The 23,728-nt window shown below is 67.9% G+C and carries 22 protein-coding genes and 1 riboswitch; of the genes, 9 read left to right on the forward strand and 13 right to left on the reverse strand.

Features of this window, described 5'->3' with window-relative positions; genetic code table 11:
• Window positions 1-36 precede the first annotated feature (36 nt).
• On the reverse strand, window positions 37-903 hold the full coding sequence (gene map, locus EV140_RS01280; RefSeq protein WP_130280290.1) for a type I methionyl aminopeptidase: 867 nt from the start codon (window positions 901-903) through the stop codon (window positions 37-39).
• Between the two features lie 59 nt (window positions 904-962).
• On the opposite strand from map, the gene EV140_RS01285 reads away from it, so the two are divergent.
• Window positions 963-1,130 (forward strand): methionine aminopeptidase, encoded by a 168-nt coding sequence (locus EV140_RS01285; RefSeq protein WP_130280292.1) that lies wholly within the window; start codon window positions 963-965, stop codon window positions 1,128-1,130.
• A 23-nt stretch (window positions 1,131-1,153) separates the two neighbouring features.
• Here EV140_RS01285 and panB read toward each other — a convergent pair whose 3' ends face one another.
• On the reverse strand, window positions 1,154-1,999 hold the full coding sequence (gene panB / locus EV140_RS01290) for a 3-methyl-2-oxobutanoate hydroxymethyltransferase (RefSeq protein ID WP_130280294.1): 846 nt from the start codon (window positions 1,997-1,999) through the stop codon (window positions 1,154-1,156).
• A 29-nt stretch (window positions 2,000-2,028) separates the two neighbouring features.
• Window positions 2,029-3,765: an NAD+ synthase gene (locus tag EV140_RS01295; protein ID WP_130280296.1), complete on the reverse strand. Its 1,737-nt coding sequence runs from the start codon at window positions 3,763-3,765 to the stop codon at window positions 2,029-2,031.
• A 106-nt stretch (window positions 3,766-3,871) separates the two neighbouring features.
• Between EV140_RS01295 and EV140_RS01300 the strand changes: the two genes are divergently transcribed.
• Both EV140_RS01300 and EV140_RS01305 read left to right on the forward strand, forming a co-directional pair.
• Window positions 3,872-5,209, forward strand: coding sequence for a glutamine synthetase family protein (locus EV140_RS01300; RefSeq protein ID WP_096421606.1), 1,338 nt, complete (start codon window positions 3,872-3,874; stop codon window positions 5,207-5,209).
• A 23-nt stretch (window positions 5,210-5,232) separates the two neighbouring features.
• Entirely contained in the window at window positions 5,233-8,169 is a 2,937-nt protein-coding gene (locus tag EV140_RS01305; protein ID WP_130280298.1) for a bifunctional [glutamine synthetase] adenylyltransferase/[glutamine synthetase]-adenylyl-L-tyrosine phosphorylase, read from the forward strand.
• Between the two features lie 66 nt (window positions 8,170-8,235).
• Here the strand turns inward: EV140_RS01305 and glnA are convergent, their stop codons facing one another.
• The 3 genes from glnA to lipB all read right to left on the reverse strand — a co-directional run bounded on the left by glnA (window position 8,236) and on the right by lipB (window position 11,445).
• On the reverse strand, window positions 8,236-9,660 hold the full coding sequence (gene glnA / locus EV140_RS01310) for a type I glutamate--ammonia ligase (protein WP_130280300.1): 1,425 nt from the start codon (window positions 9,658-9,660) through the stop codon (window positions 8,236-8,238).
• Between the two features lie 115 nt (window positions 9,661-9,775).
• A complete protein-coding gene (gene lipA, locus EV140_RS01315) occupies window positions 9,776-10,765 on the reverse strand; it encodes a lipoyl synthase (RefSeq protein WP_130280302.1) in 990 nt (329 codons plus the stop codon).
• Window positions 10,762-11,445, reverse strand: coding sequence for a lipoyl(octanoyl) transferase LipB (lipB, locus tag EV140_RS01320; protein WP_130280304.1), 684 nt, complete (start codon window positions 11,443-11,445; stop codon window positions 10,762-10,764). Before lipB ends, lipA begins: the two co-directional genes overlap by 4 nt.
• 82 nt (window positions 11,446-11,527) lie before the next feature.
• On the opposite strand from lipB, the gene EV140_RS01325 reads away from it, so the two are divergent.
• The gene (locus EV140_RS01325; RefSeq protein ID WP_130280306.1) at window positions 11,528-11,929 is read left to right on the forward strand and encodes an RDD family protein; all 402 of its coding nucleotides are present in this window, start codon (window positions 11,528-11,530) and stop codon (window positions 11,927-11,929) included.
• 80 nt (window positions 11,930-12,009) lie between these two features.
• Here EV140_RS01325 and qcrB read toward each other — a convergent pair whose 3' ends face one another.
• From qcrB to ctaE, 4 genes are read right to left on the reverse strand one after another with little or no spacing between them, the layout of a single operon-like run.
• Entirely contained in the window at window positions 12,010-13,635 is a 1,626-nt protein-coding gene (gene qcrB, locus EV140_RS01330) for a cytochrome bc1 complex cytochrome b subunit (RefSeq protein ID WP_130280308.1), read from the reverse strand.
• Complete coding sequence (gene qcrA, locus EV140_RS01335) at window positions 13,632-14,714, reverse strand: cytochrome bc1 complex Rieske iron-sulfur subunit (RefSeq protein WP_130280310.1); 1,083 nt, start codon at window positions 14,712-14,714, stop codon at window positions 13,632-13,634. The genes qcrB and qcrA overlap by 4 nt, the downstream gene beginning before the upstream one ends.
• A 29-nt stretch (window positions 14,715-14,743) precedes the next feature.
• Window positions 14,744-15,544 carry a cytochrome bc1 complex diheme cytochrome c subunit gene (gene qcrC / locus EV140_RS01340; protein ID WP_130280312.1) on the reverse strand — a complete coding sequence of 267 codons (801 nt, stop codon included), beginning with the start codon at window positions 15,542-15,544 and terminating at the stop codon, window positions 14,744-14,746.
• A gap of 58 nt (window positions 15,545-15,602) precedes the next feature.
• Window positions 15,603-16,232 carry an aa3-type cytochrome oxidase subunit III gene (ctaE, locus tag EV140_RS01345; protein WP_241971237.1) on the reverse strand — a complete coding sequence of 210 codons (630 nt, stop codon included), beginning with the start codon at window positions 16,230-16,232 and terminating at the stop codon, window positions 15,603-15,605.
• A 78-nt stretch (window positions 16,233-16,310) separates the two neighbouring features.
• Here ctaE and trpD point away from each other — a divergent pair, with 78 nt between their 5' ends.
• Window positions 16,311-17,366, forward strand: coding sequence for an anthranilate phosphoribosyltransferase (trpD, locus tag EV140_RS01350; protein WP_130280316.1), 1,056 nt, complete (start codon window positions 16,311-16,313; stop codon window positions 17,364-17,366).
• Between the two features lie 13 nt (window positions 17,367-17,379).
• Here the strand turns inward: trpD and EV140_RS01355 are convergent, their stop codons facing one another.
• Window positions 17,380-17,877, reverse strand: coding sequence for an Lrp/AsnC family transcriptional regulator (locus EV140_RS01355; RefSeq protein ID WP_198674314.1), 498 nt, complete (start codon window positions 17,875-17,877; stop codon window positions 17,380-17,382).
• A gap of 95 nt (window positions 17,878-17,972) precedes the next feature.
• Between EV140_RS01355 and EV140_RS01360 the strand changes: the two genes are divergently transcribed.
• The 4 genes from EV140_RS01360 to EV140_RS01375 all read left to right on the forward strand — a co-directional run bounded on the left by EV140_RS01360 (window position 17,973) and on the right by EV140_RS01375 (window position 22,237).
• On the forward strand, window positions 17,973-19,154 hold the full coding sequence (locus tag EV140_RS01360; RefSeq protein ID WP_130280318.1) for a trans-sulfuration enzyme family protein: 1,182 nt from the start codon (window positions 17,973-17,975) through the stop codon (window positions 19,152-19,154).
• A gap of 41 nt (window positions 19,155-19,195) precedes the next feature.
• Window positions 19,196-19,291: riboswitch (TPP riboswitch) on the forward strand.
• Window positions 19,282-20,091, forward strand: a complete 810-nt coding sequence (gene thiM, locus EV140_RS01365) for a hydroxyethylthiazole kinase (RefSeq protein ID WP_130280320.1) — start codon at window positions 19,282-19,284, stop codon at window positions 20,089-20,091. It overlaps the preceding riboswitch by 10 nt.
• Window positions 20,088-20,735: a thiamine phosphate synthase gene (gene thiE / locus EV140_RS01370; RefSeq protein WP_241971238.1), complete on the forward strand. Its 648-nt coding sequence runs from the start codon at window positions 20,088-20,090 to the stop codon at window positions 20,733-20,735. Before thiM ends, thiE begins: the two co-directional genes overlap by 4 nt.
• Window positions 20,732-22,237, forward strand: coding sequence for a bifunctional hydroxymethylpyrimidine kinase/phosphomethylpyrimidine kinase (locus EV140_RS01375; RefSeq protein WP_130280322.1), 1,506 nt, complete (start codon window positions 20,732-20,734; stop codon window positions 22,235-22,237). Before thiE ends, EV140_RS01375 begins: the two co-directional genes overlap by 4 nt.
• Here EV140_RS01375 and EV140_RS01380 read toward each other — a convergent pair.
• Together EV140_RS01380 and EV140_RS01385 are read right to left on the reverse strand one after the other, a co-directional pair.
• Complete coding sequence (locus EV140_RS01380) at window positions 22,225-23,049, reverse strand: EamA family transporter (protein WP_130281014.1); 825 nt, start codon at window positions 23,047-23,049, stop codon at window positions 22,225-22,227. The two genes, EV140_RS01375 and EV140_RS01380, sit on opposite strands and share 13 nt — an antisense overlap.
• 68 nt (window positions 23,050-23,117) lie before the next feature.
• Window positions 23,118-23,699, reverse strand: a complete 582-nt coding sequence (locus EV140_RS01385) for a helix-turn-helix domain-containing protein (RefSeq protein WP_130280324.1) — start codon at window positions 23,697-23,699, stop codon at window positions 23,118-23,120.
• Window positions 23,700-23,728 lie beyond the last annotated feature (29 nt).

Consider the following 23,728-nt stretch of genomic DNA (forward strand, 5'->3'; position numbering starts at 1 on the left):
TGGTTGTCGCCTCTCGTCGAAGACTCGGATGCGCGCCTACGGCAGCGTCAGGATCTCGGCTCCGCGTTCGGTCACCACGAGGGTGTGCTCGAACTGCGCGGAGTACCGCTTGTCTTTCGTCGTCACGGTCCAGTCGTCGTCCCACATGTCCCACTCGTGCGTACCGAGCGTCAGCATGGGTTCGATCGTGAACACCATTCCCTCCTGGATGGTCTGGTCGTAGAGCGGGGCGGCGTCGTGGTGGGGGATCACGAGGCCGGTGTGGAACGACGTGCCCACCCCGTGGCCCGTGAAGTCGCGCACGACGCCGTAGCCGAAGCGCTTCGCGTAGGCCTCGATTGCTCGGCCGATCACGTTGATGGGGCGGCCGGGGGCGACGGCCTTGATGCCGCGACGGAGGGCTTCCTCGGTGCGCTCGACGAGCATCCGCGCCTCGTCCGCGACGTCGCCGGCCAGGAACGTCTTGTTGAGGTCGCCGTGCACGCCGTCCTTGTAGGCGGTGATGTCGACGTTCACGATGTCGCCCTCAGCGATGACCGTGTCGTCGGGGATGCCGTGGCAGATGACCTCGTTGAGGCTCGTGCAGCACGACTTCGGAAAGCCGCGGTAGCCGAGGGTCGACGGGTAGGCGCCGTGGTCGGTGACGTACTCGTGGGCGATGCGATCCAGTTCGTCGGTCGTGACGCCGGGACGGATGGCGGCGCCCACCGCCTCGACGGCCCCGGCGGCGATGCGGCCGGCGGCTCGGATGCGCTCGACCGTCTCGGCGTCGTAGGCGTCGCCGCCCACGTGCTCGGGGGGTGCGGGCTTCCCGACGTACGGCGGCCGTGCGATGGCAGCGGGGACGGGGCGAAGGGGGGAGATACGCCCCGGAATCAGGCGGCCAGAATCGTCGCGGGGCATAGGCTCGAGTCTACCGAGCGCGGGGGTTGTGCCCGCCCGGACTGAGGGGGAGGGACGACATGGCCTGGTGGTACAACCATCGAACCGGTGAGGTCGAGGAGGGTCCGAAGTCACTCGGCAGTGACCGCTACGGCCCGTTCGACAGCCGCGAGGAAGCAGAGAGAGCCCCGCAGAAGCTGCAGCAGCGCGCCGATGACTGGGAGGCCGACGAGCGCGAGGACGACTGAACTCGCGCGCTTCGCGTGGCGCGCTACTCGCGGTCGCGGTGCGCCTTCTCAGCCGTCTCATCGCTGTAGCTGTGTGCCTCGTCGGGGTAGGCCCCCGATTCGACGTCGGCCTTGTACGCGACGGCGGCGTCGAACAGCACGTCACGCAGGTTGGCGTACTGCTTCACGAACTTCGGGATGCGCCCACTCGTGAGCCCCGCCCAGTCGGTCCACACGACGAGCTGTCCGTCGCAGTGCGGGCCCGCGCCAACACTGATGGTCGGGATGCTCAGCTCGGCCGTCACGCGCTCCGCCGCCTCCGCGGGCACCATCTCGAGCACGACCGCGAACGCCCCGGCCTCTTCAACGGCTTTCGCGTCGGCGAGCAGTTGGTCGGCTGCGGTCCCGCGACCCTGGATCACGTGGCCCCCGAGCCCGTGCTCCGACTGCGGGGTGAAGCCGACGTGCCCCATCACGGGGATGCCCGCGGACACGATGCGGCGAATCTGCTCGGCGGAGCGCACCCCGCCCTCGAGCTTCACCGCGTGCGCGCCCGTTTCCTTCATGAAGCGGAACGCGGTGTGCAGGGCCTCGTCGGGCCCCGTCTCGTACGAGCCGAACGGCATGTCGGCAACGACGAGCGCGCGCTTGACTCCCCGCACCACGCCGCGGGTGAGGGGAATCAGGTCGTCAATGGTGACCGGGAGTGTCGTGTCGTAGCCGAGCACGGTGTTGCCGGCCGAGTCGCCGACGAGGAGGAAGTCGATACCCGCCTCGTCAAAGATCTGGGCCGTGAGGACGTCGTACGACGTGAGCCCGGTGATGGTGATGCCCTCCTCCTTCGCTCGAGCGAAGTGGCGGGTGCGGACGCGCTTCGGTGCTTCGGCCATGCAGCGAGCCTACTCGCGGCACCGCGGTGCTAGTCGGTGGGCCTGTACGTAATCGGCAGGCGCCGGTCGCGGCCGAACGCAATCGCCGAGATCTTCGGCCCGATCGCGCCCTGGCGGCGCTTCCACTCGGCGCGGTCGACGAGACCGGTGACGAACTCCACCGTTTCACGGTCGTAGCCGAGGGCGACGATGTCGTCCTTGCCGAGCAGTTCGGAGATGTAGTGCTCGAGGATCGCGTCGAGCAGTTCGTACGGCGGCAGCGAGTCTTGGTCGGTCTGGTCGGGGCGCAACTCAGCGCTCGGCGGCTTCTCGATGGACCCGACGGGAATCGGAGGCGTCTCGCCGCGCGCCCGCGCGTGCTCATTCCGCCACCGCGCGAGCTCCCACACGAGCAGCTTGGGCACGTCCTTGATGGGGGCGAAACCGCCCACCGAGTCTCCGTAGATGGTCGAGTAGCCCACCGCGAGCTCGGTCTTGTTGCCGGTCGTCAGCACCAGGTGGCCGTGCATGTTCGACAGCCCCATGAGGATGAGCCCGCGGATGCGCGCCTGCAGGTTTTCGGCGGCCACCCCGTCGAGCGCCAGCTGGGTCTCGACCGGGTGCACGAGGTCGGCGATCGGCTCGACCGTGTAGTGGATGCCCGTGGCTGCGGCGAGCAGGTCGGCGTCGCTGCGCGAGTGGTCGCTCGAGTACTTGCTCGGCATGGACACGCCGTGCACACGCTCGGGGCCGAGCGCGTCGACGGCAATCGCGGCGCAGACCGCCGAGTCGATACCGCCCGACAGCCCGAGCACGACGGAGCGGAAGCGGTTCTTCTCGACGTAGTCGCGCAGGCCCGTCACGAGCGCGTTCCACAACTGCTCGCGATCGTCGGGGAGCGCGGTGATGTCGCTCGGGGCGGGGGAGCGGTCAGGGCGGTCGTTCGCCGCCAGTTCGACACGGTGCACGCCCTGCGGGGCCGGGTGGTCGCCGGCTGCCTGGGCGTTCAGGTCGACGATCAGGAGGTGCTCGTCGAACTGCGGCGCGCGGGCGAGGATCGTGCCGTTGCCGTCAACCACGACGCTGTCACCGTCGAACACAAGATCGTCCTGCCCCCCGACGATGTTCACGTACGCGACCACCGTGTCGGTCTCGGTGGCTCGCCGCGTGACGAGCGGCAATCTAACCTCGTCTTTGTCGCGTTCGAAGGGGGACGCGTTCAGCACGAGCAGAAGCCCCGCGTCCGACTCGAGGACCCGCCCCACGGGGCCGCCGTCGCGCCAGAGGTCTTCGCAGACGATGACGGCGGCGTCGACCACCCCGCCGATGCGGACGACGAGCAGCTCGTCGCCGGGAATGAACACGCGGTATTCGTCGAACACGGAGTAGTTCGGCAGGTGGTGCTTGGCGTAGCGCGCCACGACGCGGCCGTGCTGGAGGACGCTGGCGCAGTTCTGGGCGATCGCCGTTGGGGCGTTCGAGCTTCCGATGGCGCGCGGCTCGAACGGACCGTCGGGGTGACCGACGATGACAGCGAGCGAGCCGAGCCCGCGTGCATCCAGTTCGCGCGCCAGCGCGTCGACGGCCCGGCGCGACGCGGCGAGAAACGACGGCCGGGACGCAAGGTCTTCAATGGGGTACCCGGACAGGGCCATCTCGCCGGTGACGAGCAGGTCGGCGCCCGCATCGTGCGCGGCGTGCGCGGCATCGAGAACCTGACGGGCGTTGCCCGACAGGTCGCCGACAACCGGGTTCGTCTGGGCGAGGGCGACGCGCAGTCGAGGCATACGCAGTAGCCTAATGGCGGGCCCGTGACAGGCCGCCGAGAGGCGCGATCACGGCTCACACCCGGTAGTAGTGGCGGCCCGTCAGGGGGCCCGACGGAAGGGCAGCATGGACAAGCAGAGGGACTTCGTTCTGCGCACCATCGAAGAGCGCGGCGTCAAGTTCGTGCGGCTGTGGTTCACCGACGTGGTGGGCACCCTGAAGATGGTGGCGATTGCCCCCGCCGAGGTGGAGGGCGCATTCGCCGAGGGGCTCGGAATCGACGGGTCGTCCATCGAGGGCTTCACCCGCGCCTACGAGGCCGACGTGCTGGCGCACCCCGACCCCACCACGTTCCAGATCCTGCCGTGGCGCGGCGATGTCGACCCCACCGCGCGAATGTTCTGCGACATCACGACGCCCGACGGCCAGCCGGCCGCGGCCGACCCTCGCCAGGTGCTGAAGCGCACGCTCGCCAAGGCGGCCGACGCGGGCTTCACGTTCTACACGCACCCCGAGATCGAGTTCTACCTGCTAAAGAGTTCGAAGTTCGGCCCGGAGGGCCCGCAGCCGGTCGATTCGGCCGGGTACTTCGACAACGTTCCCGGCGGCTCCGCGCACGATTTCCGTCGCCGCGCGGTGCGCATGCTGGAAGACCTCGGCATCTCCGTCGAGTTCAGCCACCATGAGGCGGGCCCCGGTCAGAACGAAATCGACCTGCGCTACGCCGATGCGCTGACGACGGCCGACAACATCCAGACGTTCCGCACCGTCGTCAAAGAGGTCGCGATCGAGCAGGGTGTGTACGCCACCTTCATGCCCAAGCCGCTCGAGAAGCACCCCGGAAGCGGTATGCACACCCACATGTCACTGTTCGAAGGTGACACGAACGCGTTCTTCGACCCGGGCGGGCAGTACCAGCTGTCGCAGATCGGCCGCCAATTCGTTGCGGGGCTCCTGCACCACGCGCCCGAGATCACGGCGGTCACGAACCAGTTCGTGAACTCGTACAAGCGCATTTGGAGTGGCGACGAGGCCCCGAGCTACGTGACGTGGGGCCACAACAACCGCTCGGCGCTCGTGCGCGTGCCGCTCTACAAGCCAGGCAAGGGCCAGAGTGCGCGGGTCGAATACCGCGGCCTCGACTCGGCTGCGAACCCCTACCTGGCCTATTCGCTCCTACTCGCCGCCGGCCTCAAGGGAATCGAAAACGGCTACGAGTTGCCGCCCGAGGCGGAAGACACCGTGTGGGCGCTCAGCGAGTCTGAGCGTCGAGCGCTCGGCTACAAAGGCTTGCCCGCGAGCCTCGACCGCGCGCTCGGTCTGATGGAGGACAGCGAGCTCGTCGCCGAAACGCTCGGTGAGCAGGTGTTCAACTACGTGCTGCTGAACAAGCGCCGCGAGTGGCGCGAATATCGTGCTCAGGTGACGCCGTACGAGCTCTCGAGCAACCTCGAGATCCTGTAGCGCTCGGAGGCCAGGCCACCCGCATGAATTCCCGCCCAGCGTCGACGCTGACGCTGCTCGCCCGACTCGGTTTCGACGACCTCGGAGCGGCGAAGTCGACGATCGATGCACTCGACGCGACGCCCGGCGCGGGCGGCATCACCGAGCACCTCGATCTCTTTTCGCTCGCCGCCGACCCCGATCGCGCCCTGAGGGGTCTGCAATCACTGCTCGACCGCCATGCCGACGCGCTCGCACCCGCACTGGAAGATCCGTCATGGATGCGCCGCATCATTCGCGTTCTCGGCGCAAGCGAGGGCCTCGGCCAGTTCCTCCTGCGCCGCCCGGACGAGCTCGCGGCGCTCCGAGAGCAGCTCGGCGAGCCCCGGGACACCGAGGTATACCGCCGCGACATCGTGGAGGCGGTGGCGGGGCTCACGGGCGAGGACGCGCGGCTCGCGCTACGGGTGCGTTACCGACGACACCTGCTGCAATTGGCCGCCTGGGATCTCGACCACGACGACCCCCTCACCGCGATGCCGGCGGTGGGCTGCGCGCTGGCCGACCTCGCGGGCGCAAGCCTCGATGCCGGCCTCGACATCGCGCGACGCGAATGTGGCTTCCCCGACGCACAGGTTGCGGCGACGCGACTGGCGATCATCGGCATGGGCAAGTGCGGCGCCCGAGAACTGAACTATCTGAGCGACGTGGACGTCATCTACGCCGTCGAGGCGGGCGATGGGATCGAAACCGGGCGGGCGGTGGAGATCGGAACCCGCCTTGCCTCGATGACGGCCCGCAGCATCCAGGAGCCGGGAATCGAACCGCCGCTCTGGGAAGTCGATGCGAACCTGCGGCCGGAAGGCAAGGACGGCGCGCTCGTGCGCAGCCTCGACTCGCACCGCGCGTACTACGAGCGCTGGGCGAAGAATTGGGAGTTTCAAGCGCTGCTGAAGGCGCGGCCCATCGCCGGAGACCCGGAGGTGGGGGAGGGCTTCCTCGCCATCACGCAGCCACTCGTCTGGGAGAGCTCGCAACGCGACGGCTTCGTCGAACAGGTGCAGGGGATGCGCGAACGCGTTACCGCACACATTCCGGCCGACGAGGTGGACGTGCAAGTGAAGCTCGGCCCCGGAGGGCTTCGCGACATCGAATTCACCGTTCAGTTGCTGCAACTCGTGCATGGCAATCACGACGACCGCGTTCGGCAACGCGATAGCCTGGGGGCCCTCGCGGCCCTCGCGGAGTGCGGCTACATCGGCCGTGCCGAGGCGGCCGAATTCTCGGGTGACTACCGCCTCCTGCGGGTGATCGAACACCGACTGCAGCTCGATCGGCTGAGCCGCACCCACCTCATGCCGCGCGACGCCGACAGGCAGCGCGTCATCGCGCGCGCGACCGGCCTTGCGTCCTCGGCCGAAGAGCTGCTGTCGCAGTGGCAGCGGACGAAACTCGCTGTGCGATCGCTGCACGAAAAGCTGTTCTATCGGCCGCTGCTGTCGGCGGTGGCGAAGCTTCCCGACGAGCAGCTGGCGCTCACGTCCGACCAGGCGGAAGCGCGCCTCGCGGCCATCGGCTTCGTCGACCCCGAACGCGCTCTGCAGCACATCGCCGCCCTCACCGGCGGGGTGTCGCGCCGTGCTGCCATCCAGCGCACGCTCTTGCCCGTGATTCTGCAGTGGCTGGCGGACGGCGCCGATCCCGACCACGGTCTGCTGTCGTTCCGGCGGCTGAGTGACGCGCTCGGCGAGACCTACTGGTTCCTGCGCATGCTGCGTGACTCCTCGGGGGCCGCACAGCGCCTGTCGACCGTACTCGCGGCCTCGCACTTCGTCGGGGCTTTGTTCGAGCGCATCCCCGAAGGGGCGGCATGGCTCGAAGACGATGACGAGTTGCGGCCGCGGCCACTCGCGGCCCTGCTCGACGAAGTGCGCGCGACGGTCGCCCGTCACACGGGCGACGACGATGCGGCGGCGAAGGCTCTTCGCGTCGCTCGCCGCCGCGAGACGCTGCGCGTCGCGCTCGCCGCCATGGTCGACGTCATCGACGTTCAGCAGTTGGGCGTCGCTCTCAGCGACGTCACGACCGCCTACCTCACGGGTGCCCTCGCGCTCGCGCATACGTACGGCGACGGGGTGGAGTTCGCCATCATCGCGATGGGCCGTTACGGCGGCGCAGAGCTCGGGTTCGGATCCGACGCCGACGTCATCTACGTCTTCCGTGACGCGGGCGCCGGCGACCGCGCCGCGACCGTTGCCCAGCGCATCGTCACGCGTCTGGGGCAGCTCACCGAGGACCTTCGTTTGCCCTGTGAATTGGATGCGGGGCTTCGGCCCGAGGGACGCAACGGCCCGATCGTCCGGTCGCTGGATTCCTACCGCGCGTATTACGAACGCTGGTCGCTGACGTGGGAGGCGCAGGCGCTGTTACGCGCCCGACCCGCGGCGGGGGACGGCGCCCTGTCGGCCGACTTCATGGACGTGGCGGACGCCGTTCGATATCCATCGACGTTTGGCGAGGCCGAGGCGCGGGAAGTGCGGCGCATCAAGGCTCGAGTCGAATCGGAGCGCTTGCCGCAGGCGGCCGACCCCGCCCGGCACCTGAAGCTCGGACGCGGATCTCTGAGCGATGTCGAATGGTTCGTGCAACTTCTGCAATTGCGCCACGCCCACGAGGAGCCCGCGCTGCGAACTCCGTCGACATTGGGGGCCCTCGCCGCTGCCGCCGACGCGGGACTTCTTCCGTCCCGCGACGCCGAGCGATTGCGTGCGGCCTGGTTGATCGCATCTCGGGTGCGTTCGGCGGCCATGCTGTGGACGGGCCGCACAGCGGACGTGTTGCCCGCCGATCGCCGGCAGCTCGATGCGATTGCCCGCCTGCTCGCCTACCCGCCGAAGTCGGCGGCGCTCCTCGAAGAGGACTACCTGCGTACCACGCGCCTCGCGCGCCAGGTGTTTGAGAAGGGCTTCTACGCCACGTAGGGCGTAAACGCCGCGAAGGCCCCGCTCCGCTGATGGAACGAGGCCCCCGGGCGTACTGTGTCGCGCTTACACCGAGAAGTACAGCTCGTACTCGAACGGGTGCGGCCGCTGCGCGGCGGGGAGGATCTCCTTCTCGCGCTTGTAGTCAATCCAGGTCTCGATGAGATCCTTCGTGAAGACGCCACCGGCGAGCAGGAACTCGTGGTCGTTTTCGAGAGCGACGAGCGCCTCTTCGAGCGAACCGGGAACCTGCGGGATGCCCTTGGCCTCCTCCGGGGGGAGTTCGTAGAGATCCTTGTCGACCGGCTCGTGCGGCTCGATCTTGTTCAGGATTCCGTCGAGACCCGCCATCATCTGCGCCGCGAAGGCCAGGTAGGGGTTACCCGAGGCGTCGGGCGCGCGGAACTCGATGCGCTTCGCCTTCGGGTTCGTGCCCGTGATGGGGATGCGGATGGCCGCCGAGCGGTTACCGGCCGAGTAAACAAGGTTGACCGGCGCCTCAAAGCCCTTCACCAGTCGGTGGTAGGAGTTCAGCGACGGGTTGGTGAAGGCGAGTACAGCGGGTGCGTGCTTTAGCAGGCCGCCGATGTACCAGCGGGCGATGTCGCTGAGGCCCCCATAGCCTGCCTCGTCGTAGAACAGCGGCTTGCCGTCGTTCCAGAGCGACTGGTGCACGTGCATGCCCGAACCGTTGTCGCCGAACAGCGGCTTCGGCATGAAGGTCGCGACCTTGCCCCACTCGAGAGCGGTGTTCTTGACAACGTACTTGAACTTCAAGATGTCGTCGGCCGAGTGAACCATGGTGGAGAACTTGTAGTTAATCTCGGCCTGGCCGGCGGTACCCACCTCGTGGTGGGAGCGCTCAACTTCCAGGCCCACCTCGGTGAGCTTCATGACGATGTCGTCACGCAGGTCAGCCTGCTTGTCGACGGGGGAGACGGGGAAGTAGCCACCCTTAAAGGGGGTCTTGTTCGCCAGGTTTCCGCCGGCCTCTTCCCGGCCGGTGTTCCATGCGGCCTCCTCCGAGTCGACCTGGTAGAAGCTCTTGCCCTGGCTGACCTCGTAGCGCACGTCGTCGAAGACGTAGAACTCGGCCTCGGGGGCGAAGAAAGCCGTGTCGGCCACCCCGGTCGACGCGAGGTACTTCTCGGCCTTCTTGGCCACCTGACGCGGGTCCCGCGTGTAGATCTCGCCGTTGCGCGGGTTGTAGATGTCGAAGACCATCACGAGCGTGCGCTCGGTGCGGAACGGGTCGACGTAGGCGGTCGAGACGTCGGGGATGAGCTGGAGGTCCGACTCGTGGATCGACTGGAAGCCACGGATGGAGGAACCGTCGAACAGCTGGCCGACGGTGAAGAAGTCTTCGTCGACGGTGGAGGCGGGAATGTTGAAGTGCTGCTGCACACCGGGCAGATCGGTGAAGCGGATGTCAAGGAACTTGACGTCCGTCTCCTTGATGAACTTCAGCACCTCGGACGAGTCACGGAACATGCGTATGGTCTCCTGAGCTAGATCCGGGTAGGCGGGCGCAACTGCGACCGTGTTTCACGGTAGACGGGTGGGATTTCCCCACAGTGTCCCCAATGTTTCGGCGATGTTACGCGGGCTAGCTGACCGCCTGCGCAAACCCGGCAGCACTGTCGGCCAGCTGACGAAGGTGGTCGGGGATAGGGCGACCCTTCGCGACCATCGACTGCGCCCACAGCCGGCCGGCCCGGTAGCTCGAGCGCACGAGCGGGCCAGCGAGGACGCCGAGGAAGCCAATCTCTTCGGCCTCCCCCTTGATCTCGACGAATTCTTCCGGCTTCACCCAGCGATCGATGGGGTGATGCCGCGGTGTGGGGCGGAGGTACTGCGTGATCGTGACAATATCTGTGCCGGCGTCGTGGAGGTCGCGCAGCGCCTGACTGACTTCTTCCCGCGTCTCGCCCATCCCGAGGATGAGATTCGACTTGGTGATCAGCCCGAAGTCGCGCGCCTGGGTGATGACGTCTAGCGAGCGGTCGTAGCGGAACGCCGGCCGAATGCGCTTGAAGATGCGCGGAACCGTCTCGACGTTGTGGGCGAAGACCTCGGGGCGGGATTCGAAGACGACGCGCAGCAGCTCGGGGTTTCCGTTGAAGTCGGTCGCGAGAATTTCGACGCCGGTGCCCGGGTTCAGCTCGTGGATCTGCCGCACTGTCTCGGCGTGCAGCCACGCCCCCTCGTCGGGGAGGTCGTCACGCGCGACGCCGGTCACCGTGGCGTAACGCAGGTTCATTTCGCGTACGCTCTCGGCGACGCGACGCGGCTCATCCGTGTCGTAGTCGGCCGGCTTCCCGGTGTCGATCTGACAGAAGTCGCACCGCCGTGTGCACTGGCTTCCCCCGATGAGGAATGTGGCCTCGCGGTCTTCCCAGCACTCGTAGATGTTGGGGCAGCCGGCCTCCTGGCAGACAGTGTGCAGCTGCTTGTCGCCGACGAGGGAGCGCAACGCGCTGAATTCGGGGCCCATCTTGGCCCGCGTCTTGATCCACTCCGGCTTCTTCTCGATCGGAGTCTGCGCATTGCGCACCTCCAGGCGCAGCATCTTGCGGCCGTCGACGGGTGCGGTCATGCGAGAACTCCAGAGGGTGTGGGATGTGATTCAGGGGTGGATGCGGAACTCGCGACGTGCGCGTAGACGTACTCCTCGAAGCGGGCGCGCACCGCGACGGCCGCCTCGGCGGGGGTCACGGTTCGGCCGAGCTCGCGACTGATAGAGGTGACACCGGCGTCGCTGAGGCCACAGGCGATGATGCGGTCGTAGGCCTCGAAGCTGTTCGAGCAGTTCAGCGCGAAGCCGTGCATGGTGACGCCAGAAGCGACGCGGATGCCGATGGCCGCGATCTTGTCGGTGCCGCGCATCCAGACGCCGCTGCGTCCGGGGACGCGTTCGGCGCCCGCGACGCCCACGTCCTCGAGGACGGCGATGAGCATCCCTTCGAGGCGGCGAACATAGCCGACGACGTCGATCGGTTCGGCGAGGCGCAGGATGGGGTACCCGACGAGTTGGCCCGGGCCGTGCCACGTGATCTTGCCGCCGCGGTCGACGTCGACGACGGGCGTGCCGTCCGTCGGTCGCTCGTGCGGCTCGGTGCGTTTGCCGGCGGTGTAGACGCTCTCGTGCTCGAGCAGCATCACAGAATCAGGCGCCCGGCCCTCGACGACAGCAGCGTGCAGGGCACGCTGCTGTTCGAGACCCGACAAGTACGGCACGGAGTTGGCGCTTAGCCCCGTGTCGACAAAGTCGATCACGTGACCGAGTGTACGCCGCAAAGCCGGAAAGGCTCTGCGCGCGCCCCGAATTCGCCCACCACGGCGCTTCTACACTGGGCGTGTGACCCCCGATAGTGAACTTCCCGACTGGCCGGGGCAACGCATCGGCCTCCCCGAATCCGGATCCCGCTCGGTCGCCCGCCTGGGGCGCCGCATCGGGGGCATCGCGATCGACTGGGGCTTCAGCGTGATCATTTCGGCCGCGTTCTTCTCCTACGAGCCGCTCGCCACCCTGGCCGTGTTCGCCGGTCTGCACATCGTTTCGACCGCACTTCTGGGCGGCAGCCCCGGTCACCTGATTCTGGGGATGCACGTGGTGCCGATGGCGGGTGGCCGCATCGGACTCTGGCGCCCGGTGCTGCGCACCGCCCTGCTCGTGCTTGTGCTGCCCGCCGTGTTTTTCGATGTGAACCACCGGGGGCTTCACGACCGCGCCGCGGGAACGGTTCTGCTCGTCAAGTAGCAGCGTTCGGCGTCGCCTCGGCACAACAACAGCGGCCCCGGTTCCGAGCGTGGAACCGGGGCCTTCGTCGTGACGGGGCGTTAGTGCTTCTGCGCCTCGATCTCGCGCTGCGTGACGGGAGCGACGCGGTCTTCGAAGAACCAGCGCGACAGTCCAGCACGCACGCGCTGGCGCACCGTGATGCGGCCATTGTCGTCCGGGCGGATCATGAGCGGCTGGTACTCGTCGTGCGCAACCAGCTTCCAGCGCTCGTAGTCATCGAGCTGCTCGTGCACCTCGATGTACTCGCCTCCGGGCAGACGCACGATGCGGCCGGTCTCGAAGCCGTGCAGAGCCATCTCGCGATCCTTGCGCTGGAGCGCCAGGCACACACGCTTGGTGATCCAGTAGGCGATGAACGGCCCCACCACGGTGATGAACTGCAGCGTGTGGATGACGCCCTCGAGTGTGACGCGGAAGTGCGTCGCGATGAGGTCGGAGCTTGCCGCCGCCCACAGTCCGCAGTAGAACACCACGGCTGCCGCACCGATACCGGTACGTACGGGGGCGTTCCGCGGGCGCTCGGCGATGTGGTGCTCGCGCTTGTCGCCGGTGACCCACGCCTCGAGGAAGGGGTACACCGCGATGAGGGCGAGGAACACCAGCATGACCACGGTCGGAATCAGCACACCCATTGGCAGCGTGTAGCCGAAGATCACCCAGTCAAGGTTCGGCGGCATCAGTCGCAGAGCGCCGTCAGCCCACCCGATGTACCAGTCAGGCTGGGTACCCGCAGACACGGGGGAGGGGTCGTACGGCCCGTAGTTCCAGATGGGGTTGATCGTGAACAGCGACGCGATCAGCACAATGAAACCGAAGACGATGAAGAAGAAGCCACCCGCCTTCGCCGCGAACGTCGGCATGACCGGCGCGCCCACCACGTTGTCGTTCGTGCGCCCGGGGGCCGCGAACTGCGTGTGCTTGTTGACGATCAGCAGCAGCATGTGCACGCCGATGAGGGCGATCGTGATCGCCGGCAACAGCATGATGTGCAGGATGTACAGGCGCTGAATGATCTGCGTTCCGGGGAACTCGTCACCGAAGAACAGGTACGAGATCCAGGCTCCGACAACCGGAATACCCTTGATCATGCCGTCGATGATGCGCAGGCCGTTGCCCGAAAGCATGTCGTCGGGCAGCGAGTAGCCCGTGAAGCCGAGGGCCATCGCCATGACGAAGAGCAGGAAGCCGATCACCCAGTTGAGCTCGCGCGGCTTGCGGAAGGCTCCGGTGAAGAACACCCGCAGCATGTGCAGCGCAACCGAGGCGACGAACAGCAGTGCCGCCCAGTGGTGCACCTGACGCATCAGGAGGCCGCCGCGGATCTCGAAAGAGATGTCGAGTGCCGTGTGGTACGCCACCGACATCGGGATGCCCTGAAGCGGCACGTACGACCCGCTGTACTCGACCTCGGTCATCGACGGGTCGAAGAAGAAGGTCAAGAAGGTGCCGCTGATGAGGATGACGATAAAGCTGTACAGCGCCACCTCACCGAGCATGAACGACCAGTGGTCGGGGAAGATCTTGCGACCCAGAGTCTTGACCGCGGTCGACGCGCTCGTGCGTTCATCAATGTAGTTCGCGGCCCACCCAGTGAACCGCATGCCGGTGCTCGGCGCGGCCTGCGTGGCCGTGCCCGCGCTCGGCGCAGTAGTGGTCGTGCTCATCGGTTGATCTCCCAGAAGGTCGGGCCGACAGGGTCGCGGAAGTCGCTACGCGCGACAAGGAATCCTTCATCGTCCACAGTGATCGGGAGCTGAGGCAGAGGACGGGCCGCCGGTCCAAAGATGACCTCGCAGTGGTTCGCGACGTCGAACTGCGACTGGTGGCAGGGGCACAGCAGGTGGTGCGTCTGCTGTTCGTACAGCGCAACGGGGCAACCCACGTGCGTGCAGATCTTTGAGTAGGCGACAATGCCGTCGTACGACCAGTCGGCCTTAGCAGGGTCTTCGTTGAGCTCGTCGACGGGGAGGCGCATCAGCAGCACAGCCGCCTTGGCCTTCTCTTCGATGCGGTGGTACTCGAGCTCCGCGAGCCCCTCGGGGATGACGTGGAACGCCGAGCCGATCGTGACGTCTGCGGCCCGGATCGGGGTGCCGGAGGGATCGCGGCAGAGCCGCACGCCCTCGTCCCACATGGTCTGCTTCAGCAACGCGACCGGGTCGTCGTCGCCGGCAAGGTCGCGGAACATGACGACGGCCGGAATGGGCGTCACGGCGACGGCACCGATGAGCGTGTTGCGCACAAGGCTACGGCGGGTAAAGCCCGACTCTTTGTTGGCCTGGCTGAAGATCTCGACGGCCTTCGTGCGCGATTCGTCCGAGCCGCGCGTCGGGTGACGCATCTCGACCTCTTCATGGCTGTGCATGAGGGCCTTCGACCAGTGCACGGCGCCAATACCGACGCCGAGAAGGGCGAGGGTAATGCCGAGCCCGAGGAACAGGTTGTTGAGACGTACCGACCCGGGGTTGGCCTGGTCGATCGGGAACGCGAAGTACGCGACCACAGCCAGCACGCTGCCCACGATCGAGAGCAGGAAGAGGGCGCTGATGGTGCGCTCTGCCTGCTTCTCCTTCTTGGGGTCGAGGTCGGTGACGCGCGGGCGGTGCGGCGGGAAGCCGGGGTTCGGAATACGGTCTGCGCGCACAACTGCGGTCGCAGGAGCCGCAGCACTGTGGTCGTCCACCGTGGCGACCTCGGTCGACGGGGCTACTGCCTCGTCGCGGTCGTCGTGGATGTCGGCCATTATCGATCCTTCCTAATCGCGCGCATCCGTCAGTTCGACTTCGCGGTAAGCCAGACGGTCACGGCGACGAGGCCGCCGAGGCCGAAGATCCAGATGAAGAGACCCTCCGAGACGGGGCCGAGCGAGCCGAGGTCGAAGCCACCGACCGACGGGTTCTCGTCGATGTAGCGGAGGTACGAGATGACGTCGTTCTTCTCTTCGGGCGTGAGGTTCATGTCGCTAAACACCGGCATGTTCTGAGGGCCGGTGACCATGGCGCCGTAGACGTGGATCGGGTCGATGTTCGCAAGGCCCGGGGCGTACTTACCCTCGGTGAGCGCGCCACCGGCACCCGCAACGTTGTGGCACATGGCGCAGTTGATGCGGAACAGCTCGGCACCATTAGCGACGTCACCATCGCCGGCGAAGTAGCGCTCTGCGGGGATGGCGGGGCCGGGCGCCAACTCAGCGACCCAGGCGCCCATCGCGTCAATCTGCTCTTGGCTGAACTGCACGGGCTTGACCTCGGCCTGCGGGCCCGAGGCGGCCATGGGCATGCGGCCCGTGCCGACCTGGAAGTCGACCGCGAGGGCGCCCACACCGATGAGCGAGGGGCCAGCTGCGGTGCCGTCAGCGAGGATGCCGTGACAGCTCGCGCAGTTTGCCGCGAAGAGCTTTCCACCCTCCTCGACCATTTCGGCCGTGTGTGCCGTCGTCTCTGCCGTCGCCGTGCTTGTGGCCAGCGCGTAGGCGCCGCCCGTGGCGAGAAGGCCGACGATCAGCAGGGCCGCGGTTGCCAGCGGGTGGCGACGGCCGGAGCGTCGGGGGGAAGCGGGTGAGGTGATTGCCATGGTGCGGTGCGTCTCGATTCTCGGTGTCTGCTGTCGCGTTACGAGCTGATCGGGCTACTTACTGGAGGACGTAGATGACAAGGAACAGGCCGATCCAGACGACATCGACGAAGTGCCAGTAGTACGACACGACGATGGCGCTGGTGGCGTCCCGGTGGGTGAAGTTCTTGACGGCATAGGCGCGGCCGATCACGAGGAGGAAGGCGATGAGCCCACCAATCACGTGCAGGCCGTGGAAGCCGGTGGTCAGATAGAAGGCCGAGCCGAACGCGTCGGAGTTCAACCAGACGAACTTGCTCGTGAGGATCGAGTACTCGTAGATCTGACCGACGACGAAGATCGCGCCCATCGCGTAGGTCACGAAGAACCACTCGATCATGCCCCACTCGGTGATCTTCCAGCTCTTGCGTCGCGGCTGCAGGCGCTCGGCCGCGAACACACCGAACTGGCAGGCCACCGACGACAGCACGAGAATCGTCGTGTTCACCGCCGCGAAGGTGACGTCAAACTTCTCGGTGCCCATCGCCCACAGCTCAGGTGAGGTCGATCGCAGCGTGAAGTAGATGGCGAACAGTCCGGCGAAGAACATCACTTCGCTGCCGAGCCACACGATCGTTCCGACGGCGACGACGTTGGGTCTGTTGATCGTGGGGGCGCTGAGCGATGCGGCGAGTGGGGTACTGGTCACCCGAACATTATGACCGATGTTTCTGGAGGTTCTTTGCGCTCGCCGCGCGACTTTGCAGGATTTCACTAGCATCGTCACATGTCTGTGACCCTGACCTGGCCGGCCGTCCTCACACGACTCATCGAGGGGCAGGATCTGTCGATCGCCGAGGCCACGTGGGCGATGGAGCGGGTCATGGCGGGGGAAACGACCGACGCGCAGCTGGCGGCTTTCCTCGTCGCGTTACGCGTCAAGGGCGAGACGGTGGACGAGATCGTCGGGTTCCGGGATGCGGCGCTCAGCCACGCGCATCCGGTGGCGATTGATCCGATGGTGCTCGACATCGTCGGCACCGGGGGGGACCCGTACGGCGCCGTCGTCAACGTCTCGTCCATTGCGTCGATTGTCGTCGCGGCGACGGGAGTGCCGGTCGCCAAGCATGGCAATCGCGGAGCAAGCTCGAAGTCAGGCGCCTCTGACGTCCTCGGCGAGCTGGGCATCAACCTGTCACTGGACCCGGACGAGGTCGCCGACGTGCAGCGCGAGGTGGGTGTGACGTATCTCAATGCGCAGGTGTTCCACCCGGGGTTTCGCCATGCGGGCCCGGCACGGCGAGAGATGGGTGTGTCGACCGTCTTCAACATCCTGGGGCCGCTGGTGAACCCGGCCCGCCCGGAAGCGTCCGCCGTGGGGGTGGCCCATCTCGACCGCGTGCCGTTGATGGTCGGAGTCTTTCGCACGCGCGGGGCCACGGCGCTCGTCTATCGCGGCGACGACGGCATCGACAAACTCAGCGTGAGCGGTCACTCGCACATGTGGGAGGTGTCGCGAGGGTCGGTGACCGAGCACGACATCGACCCGCGCGAGCTGGGCCTGAGCTACCACCCGGTCGAGGCGGTGCTCGGAGGAGAGCCCGCACACAATGCCGACATTGCCCGCCGGGTGCTCGCCGGCGAGGCGGGCGCCGTGCGCGACATCGTGTTGCTGAACGCCGCCGCTGGCCTCGTATCGTTCGGGCTCGCGCAGGACCCGTCCCAGATCACGCGACCCATCACGGAGAGGATCGCGGAACAGCTTGCCGTCGCCGCCGAGTCGATTGACTCAGGCGCGGCGCAGGCGAAGCTCGCCGAGTGGGCGGACGCAACGCAGCGCTGACGCGCGGACGCGGTTAGGCCCGTGCAGTCACGACTCCGGGGCCGTCCATGACGTCGAAGACCAGTTGCGTCTCGGTGTGCACGACCCCCGGGTGCTGCGTGATGTGCTCCAGTACGAGGTCGCGCAATGCACTCGCGTCAGCAACGGCGACGTGCAGCAGGTAATCGTCGGCGCCCGCAACGTGGAAAATGCGGATGACACCCGGTATGCGCCGCAAGCGCGCGTGAAAGGCCAGCACGCCGTCCCGATCATGGCTGCCGAGACGAACCTTGATCACGGCCTGCATGGGGCGACCGACGGCCGCAGGGTCGATGTCAGCGCGGAATGCTCGGATGACGCCGCGATCTCGCAGGGCGCGCATCCGTTGTGTGCACGTTGACTCGGCGATCCCCGCCGCCTGTGCGAGCGCCGCGTTGGTGAGCCGTGCGTTCTGATCGAGGGCGGCGAGCAGTGCGCGATCGACCGCGTCGAGCGGGGTGCGCGGATTCTGCGGGTCGGAGACGTCAGCCACCACCCCAGCCTGCAGGTTCAGCGGGAATTTCTCCACTGCTCGCGGCTTATTCGAACAACATTGATGATTGCCGCGCCTCCGCCCAGACTCTTCCCATGTTGCTCGACACTGCCGTCGCCCCCGCCTCACTCGACACGGTCGCAGTTCACGCCGGTCGCGCCGATCTCACGACCCTCGGCGTGCACGCGCCGCCGCTCGACCTGTCGTCGACGAATCCGCTGCCTGATATCGAGGCCGGGGGAGAGTCGTACGAGTCGATGGCAACGGGCGGGCACCCCACCGATGGCGGCCCTGTCTACGCGCGGCTCTGGAACCCCACCGTGGCCCGCTTCGAGAGCGCACTCGCCGAGCTCGAAGGAACTGACGAGGCGGTTGCCTTCGCCTCCGGTATGGCGGCGTTCTCGGCGGCCGTCACCGCGGCGGCGAACCGCGGCGCGGGGCGCCACATAGTCGCGGTGCGCCCGCTCTACGGCGGCACCGATCACCTGCTGGCCTCGGGGATGCTCGGGGTCGAGACCACCTTCTGCTCACCTCACGAGGTGGCCGCGTCGCTTCGACCCGATACCTGCCTGGTCGTCATGGAGACGCCCGCGAACCCCACGCTCGAGCTCGTCGACATCGCGGCGGTCGTGGACGCTGCGGGGGAGCGCCCTGTGCTCGTCGACAACACGTTCGCCACACCCGTGCTGCAAAACCCCGCAGCATTGGGGGCCGCCCTCGTGCTGCACAGCGCGACCAAGTACCTCGGCGGCCACGGCGACGTCGTGGGCGGAGCGCTGGCGGTCAGCGCCGAGTGGGCAACCGCGATTCGCCCCGTGCGCGCGATCACCGGAGGAATCTTGCACCCGATGGCCGCGTACCTGCTCCATCGTGGCCTGCCGACGCTGCCCCTGCGGGTGCGCGCGCAACAGGCGACGACCGCGCAGCTCGCCGCGAGGCTCGTCGAGCATCCCGCCGTCGCTCGTGTCTTCTATCCGACGGTCGACGGTGGCGATCCGCAGGGTCTGCTCGGCCGCCAACTGCGGGGACCGGGCGCGATGCTCAGTGTTGACCTCGTCGGTGGCTACGCCGCCGCGCAGAAGCTCACGAGTGGCCGTCGCTGGTTCACGCACGCCGTATCGCTGGGCGGCGTCGATTCCCTGATTCAGCATCCGGCCTCGCTCACGCACCGGCCCGTCGCGCCTGAGTCGCGACCGGGCGCGGGCATCGTTCGACTCTCCGTCGGGCTGGAGGGCATCGACGACCTGTGGGAGGACCTGGAGATCGGGCTCGGCTAGTCCGGCACCGCTCCTCCCAGACACACCGTGCTACTGTCGGCGGCGTTGACACGGGGTGCCCGCCGCGCGGGCTGAGATCACACCCGTTGAACCTGATCTAGCTCGTACTAGCGAAGGGAATGTCGTTATGTCTGCGCACCCATCTGCCGTCCTCGTTGAGCCGGGGAATGCCCTTGCCCTGTTGCGCTCTTCGCAGCCGCTCACGCAGTGCATCACGAATGCGGTGGTGACCAACATGACTGCCAACGCGCTGCTCGCGATCGGAGCGTCGCCCGCGATGTGCGACATACCGGGTGAGGCGGGGGTCTTCGCCCGCATCGCGGGCGGGGTGCTCGTGAATCTCGGGACGCCCACCGCTGAACAGCGCGACGCGGCGAGGGAGGCCGTCGTCGAGAACGCCCGCTGGGTGCTCGACCCTGTCGCCGTGGGGGCCTTGCCCATACGCACTGCTCTCGCCGCCGAACTGCTCGCGCACCGTCCCGCGATCATCCGGGGGAACCCCTCTGAGATCATCGCGCTGGCGGGCGCGGGGTCGGGAGGGCGCGGCGTCGACAGCACCGACAGTCCCGACGATGCGCTGGACGCAGCCACACGACTCGCGGAAGAGACGGGGGCGGTCGTCGCCGTGTCCGGCGAGCGCGACTTGATCACTGACGGGCGACGCGTAGCTCGCGTATCCGGGGGTAGCCCACTCCTCACGCGAATCACGGGCGGCGGATGCTCGCTCGGCGCCGTCATGGCGGCTTTCGTCGCCGTCACCGATCCGTTCTCCGCGGCGGTGGCCGCGTCGGCGGTCTACGCCGTCGCGTCGGAGCGTGCCGAAGCGCGCGGAGTCGGGCCGGGCAGTTTCTCTCCGGCTTTCCTCGACGAGCTGGACGCCCTCACGCCGCGCGACTCCGCGCTCAGCGTGCGCGTCAGCAAGGGGGTCGCGCCGTGACCGTGTCGACTGGTCTGTCCCTGCATCTCGTCACGGCGGAGGGGCTTCCCACGGACACTCTGTGCGCGATTGTCGACGCCGCGGTCGACGGGGGAGTGACGATCGTCCAGGTGCGCGAGAAGACCGCGAGCGCGCGCGAGTTGATCGAGCGGACCGTGCGCGTCTCAGACACGGTCGCTGGCCGCGCTGCCGTGCTCGTCGACGACCGGGTTGACGTGGTGCTCGCCGCGAGGGACCGCGGAGCGCGGGTCGACGGCGTGCACCTCGGCCAATCGGATCTGCCGGTCGAGGTAGCGCGCCGCCTGCTCGGAGCAGAAAGCGTCATCGGACTCACCGCGAACACCGTGGAACATCTCACGGTTGCCGCGGCGCTGCGAGCGGGCACGGTCGACTACCTCGGCGTTGGCGTGATCAGGCCGACCGCGACCAAACCCGATCATCCGAAGCCGCTCGGCGTCGACGGCTTCGCCGCGCTCGCTGCCCGCACAGACATCCCCTGTGTGGCGATCGGCGGCGTCCGCCCCGACGACGCGGCCGATCTCCGGGCGGCGGGCGCCGCGGGAGTTGCGGTCGTCTCGGCAATCTGCGGGGCGAGCGATCCGCGCGTGGCGGCCCGCGCCTTCCGTGAGGCGATGAGCCGATGAGCGCCCGGCCGTCGCGTCCTCGCGTCCTCGCGATCGCCGGGTCTGATCCGAGCGGCGGGGCGGGCATTCAGGCCGACCTGAAGTCGATCGCGGCCTTCGGCGGCTACGGCATGGCCGCCATCACCGCGCTCACGGCACAGAACACGCGCGCCGTCGACGGCGTCCACGCTCCGCCGGCCGAGTTCGTGGCGGATCAACTCCGCGCGGTCTCCGACGACATCGCCGTCGATGCGGTCAAGATCGGGATGCTCTTCTCCGCTCCCATCGTGGAGGTCGTCGCCGACTGGGTGCGGCGTACCCGCCCCGCCGTCGTGGTCCTCGACCCGGTCATGATCTCGACGAGCGGGCACCGACTGCTGGACGCCGCCGCCGAGCGAGCGGTGCTCGAGCTGGCGAGTGCGGCGCACCTCATCACGCCCAACCTCGACGAGCTCGCGGCCCTCGTCGGCGCCCCGCGCGCTGCCTCGTGGTCGGACGCCCTCGATCAGGGACGGCGACTGTCGAGGCAAACCGGCGCGCGGGTCGTCGTGAAGGGCGGCCACCTCGCCGGTCCTAGCGCGCCCGATGCGCTCGTCGACGGCGACGACGTATACGAGGTGCCGGGGGAGCGGGTGGAGAGCCGCAACACCCATGGCACGGGTTGCTCGCTCTCGGCCGCTCTGGCAACGGTGCGGGCGGACGGCGCCACCTGGGAGGACGGACTCGTCCGGGTGAAGGCGTGGCTCACCGCCGCAATCCGGGAAGGAGAGAGGCTGTGGGTGGGGTCGGGCAACGGGCCGATCGATCACCTGCACGCGCTCGACCCGCGCACCTCTGCTGATCGCGAGAACGGGTCGTGGGCGCGCAGCGCGTGGGATCGCGGTGCCGCCGTGCGGGCCGACATCCTGGCTGTCGCGTTCGTCCGCGGAATGGCCGACGGCTCCCTGCACCGCGATCACTGGGCGGAATACCTCCGTCAGGACGCCCACTACCTGGCGGGCTACGGGCGCGTCCTTCGGCGCCTCGCCGAGCTCGCACCTACGACGGATGATCGAGCGTTCTGGGCGGCTTCGGCCGAGGGCGCTGACCTCGAGGTCGAGCGCCTGCATCGCCGCATCGTGGGCGAGGACGTCGGGATGCCCGCTCCGGTGACGGTGGGCTACCTCGACCACCTGGAACGCACGGCGGCCCGGGGCGACTATGCCGAAACGGTCGCGGCGGTGCTGCCGTGTTTCACGGTGTACGCGGACCTGGGGCGTCGCTTCGCGCCGATCGAGAGGGCGGGCCACCCGTATGCCGAGTGGCTCGATGCGTACGGTGACCCCCAGTTCTTGCACACGAGCGTGCTCGCGGAGTCGGTCGCATCCCGCGTCGCCGACTCAGCGAGTCACGAGCAGCGTCGGGCAATGGAGCGCGCCCACGACGTCTCGCTGATCTGGGAGAGGGACTTCTTCGATGAAGCCTGGCGCGGAACCGAGGTGTCCTCTGCGTACACCGCGACTGACCCCGGTCACGTCGGCTGAGCGGCCAGCGGGGGTGCCGAGCGGCGTCCGCCTCGCTGAGCGGCCGCCCCCGCGATGACGACGAGGGCGATCCCCGCGATCTGCGCGAGCCCCGGGACCTGCAGCAGCACGAGCATCCCGATGACGAGGCCGATCGCGGGCTCGACGGCCATGAGGGTGCCGAACGCGGTGGCCGTCATGCGGCGAAGAGCGACCATCTCGAGGGCGAAGGGCACGACGGGCACGAGGAGCGCCAGTCCAGCTCCGATGATGAGGTGCTCCAGCCGCAGGGTGCCGACCGCCTGGGGCACGCCGATGAATGCCGCGGTGAGGGCGGCGACCGGGATGGTGATCGACAGGGCGCGAATGCCGCTGAAGCGGTCTCCGACGCGCTGTGTGAGCACGATGTAGATGCCCCAGCCGGTGCCGGCGAGTGCCGCAAACAGCACCCCGATCGGGTCGACGGTGTCGCGCCACGGCTCGGTCATGAGCACGACGCCCGCGAGGGCGAGCAGCGGCCACGCCAGCGCTCGACCGCTCGGTCGGCGCAGCGCGGCGACGGCGAGAGGCCCGAGGAATTCGATCGCCACGGCGATACCGAGCGGGATGCGCGCGATAGCGGCAAGGAAGAACACGGTCATGAGGCCGGTCGCGACCCCTAGCCCGAGGAGGGGCAGCACGTCACTGCGGCGAATCGATCGCAACGGCGGCCGGGCGATCGCGACCAGGATGATCGCGCCGAGCGTCAGGCGGAGCCAGGCGGTCCCGCCGGCCCCCAGCTCGGGAATGAGCAGACCCGCCGACAGGGCCGAGCCGAGTTGAATCATGAGCATCGCCGCGACGGCGAGCGTCCACGGGGGAGTGGCGGCAGTCGCGCGGGCCGCTCCCCGTTCGAGCACGCTCACGGGGCCGGCTCGAAGACGGTGAGGACGAACGTGACGGGTTCGTCGTCGGCGGGTCGGTAACCGTGGGGCCGATCTCCCGGAAAGCTCGCCGCATCGCCCGCGCCGAGCCTGTGTCGGTCGCCGTCAACGATCAACTCGAGCGTGCCGGCGATAACGTGCACCAGTTCTCGCGCGCCCGTGGGGTGAGCGTCGCTGTCTCGCGTCTCTCCGGGGTGCATTGTCCAGATCCAGAGCTCGAGCACGTCGGGGGTTGTCGCGCTGGCAAGCAGAGATGCGGTACCACCGGCGTCACCGCGCCACAGCACCGGAGCTGATCCCGCCGGGGAGACCGCCACGTCGCCAGCGCGCGGCGGCTCGACCAGCTCGGGAAGACCGAGACCGAGAGCCTGCGCAAGCCGCAATAGCGTGGCGACGCTGGGATTGGCGGATCCCTGCTCGACGTTGACGAGCATCCGCCGCGATACGCCCGCCGACGCGGCGAGCTGATCGAGCGTGAGCGACCGACGGGTGCGTGCATCGCGCACGCGGGCACCGATCACGGCGGCGAGTTCATCGGGGGCGCTGGACGACACTTCCATGAGTGCACTATACTGCACTTTAGGTGCAA

It is taken from the genome of Microcella alkaliphila (assembly GCF_004216855.1).
GTDB classification, from domain to species: domain Bacteria; phylum Actinomycetota; class Actinomycetes; order Actinomycetales; family Microbacteriaceae; genus Microcella; species Microcella alkaliphila.

Coding starts and splice junctions, on each gene's coding strand:
- map (WP_130280290.1), bottom strand. CDS start 903: ATGCCCCGCGACGATTCTGGCCGCCTGATTCCGGGGCGTATCTCCCCC.
- EV140_RS01285 (WP_130280292.1), top strand. CDS start 963: ATGGCCTGGTGGTACAACCATCGAACCGGTGAGGTCGAGGAGGGTCCG.
- panB (WP_130280294.1), bottom strand. CDS start 1,999: ATGGCCGAAGCACCGAAGCGCGTCCGCACCCGCCACTTCGCTCGAGCG.
- EV140_RS01295 (WP_130280296.1), bottom strand. CDS start 3,765: ATGCCTCGACTGCGCGTCGCCCTCGCCCAGACGAACCCGGTTGTCGGC.
- EV140_RS01300 (WP_096421606.1), top strand. CDS start 3,872: ATGGACAAGCAGAGGGACTTCGTTCTGCGCACCATCGAAGAGCGCGGC.
- EV140_RS01305 (WP_130280298.1), top strand. CDS start 5,233: ATGAATTCCCGCCCAGCGTCGACGCTGACGCTGCTCGCCCGACTCGGT.
- glnA (WP_130280300.1), bottom strand. CDS start 9,660: ATGTTCCGTGACTCGTCCGAGGTGCTGAAGTTCATCAAGGAGACGGAC.
- lipA (WP_130280302.1), bottom strand. CDS start 10,765: ATGACCGCACCCGTCGACGGCCGCAAGATGCTGCGCCTGGAGGTGCGC.
- qcrB (WP_130280308.1), bottom strand. CDS start 13,635: ATGAGCACGACCACTACTGCGCCGAGCGCGGGCACGGCCACGCAGGCC.
- qcrA (WP_130280310.1), bottom strand. CDS start 14,714: ATGGCCGACATCCACGACGACCGCGACGAGGCAGTAGCCCCGTCGACC.
- qcrC (WP_130280312.1), bottom strand. CDS start 15,544: ATGGCAATCACCTCACCCGCTTCCCCCCGACGCTCCGGCCGTCGCCAC.
- trpD (WP_130280316.1), top strand. CDS start 16,311: ATGTCTGTGACCCTGACCTGGCCGGCCGTCCTCACACGACTCATCGAG.
- EV140_RS01360 (WP_130280318.1), top strand. CDS start 17,973: ATGTTGCTCGACACTGCCGTCGCCCCCGCCTCACTCGACACGGTCGCA.
- thiM (WP_130280320.1), top strand. CDS start 19,282: ATGTCTGCGCACCCATCTGCCGTCCTCGTTGAGCCGGGGAATGCCCTT.
- EV140_RS01375 (WP_130280322.1), top strand. CDS start 20,732: ATGAGCGCCCGGCCGTCGCGTCCTCGCGTCCTCGCGATCGCCGGGTCT.
- EV140_RS01380 (WP_130281014.1), bottom strand. CDS start 23,049: ATGCTCATGATTCAACTCGGCTCGGCCCTGTCGGCGGGTCTGCTCATT.
- EV140_RS01385 (WP_130280324.1), bottom strand. CDS start 23,699: ATGGAAGTGTCGTCCAGCGCCCCCGATGAACTCGCCGCCGTGATCGGT.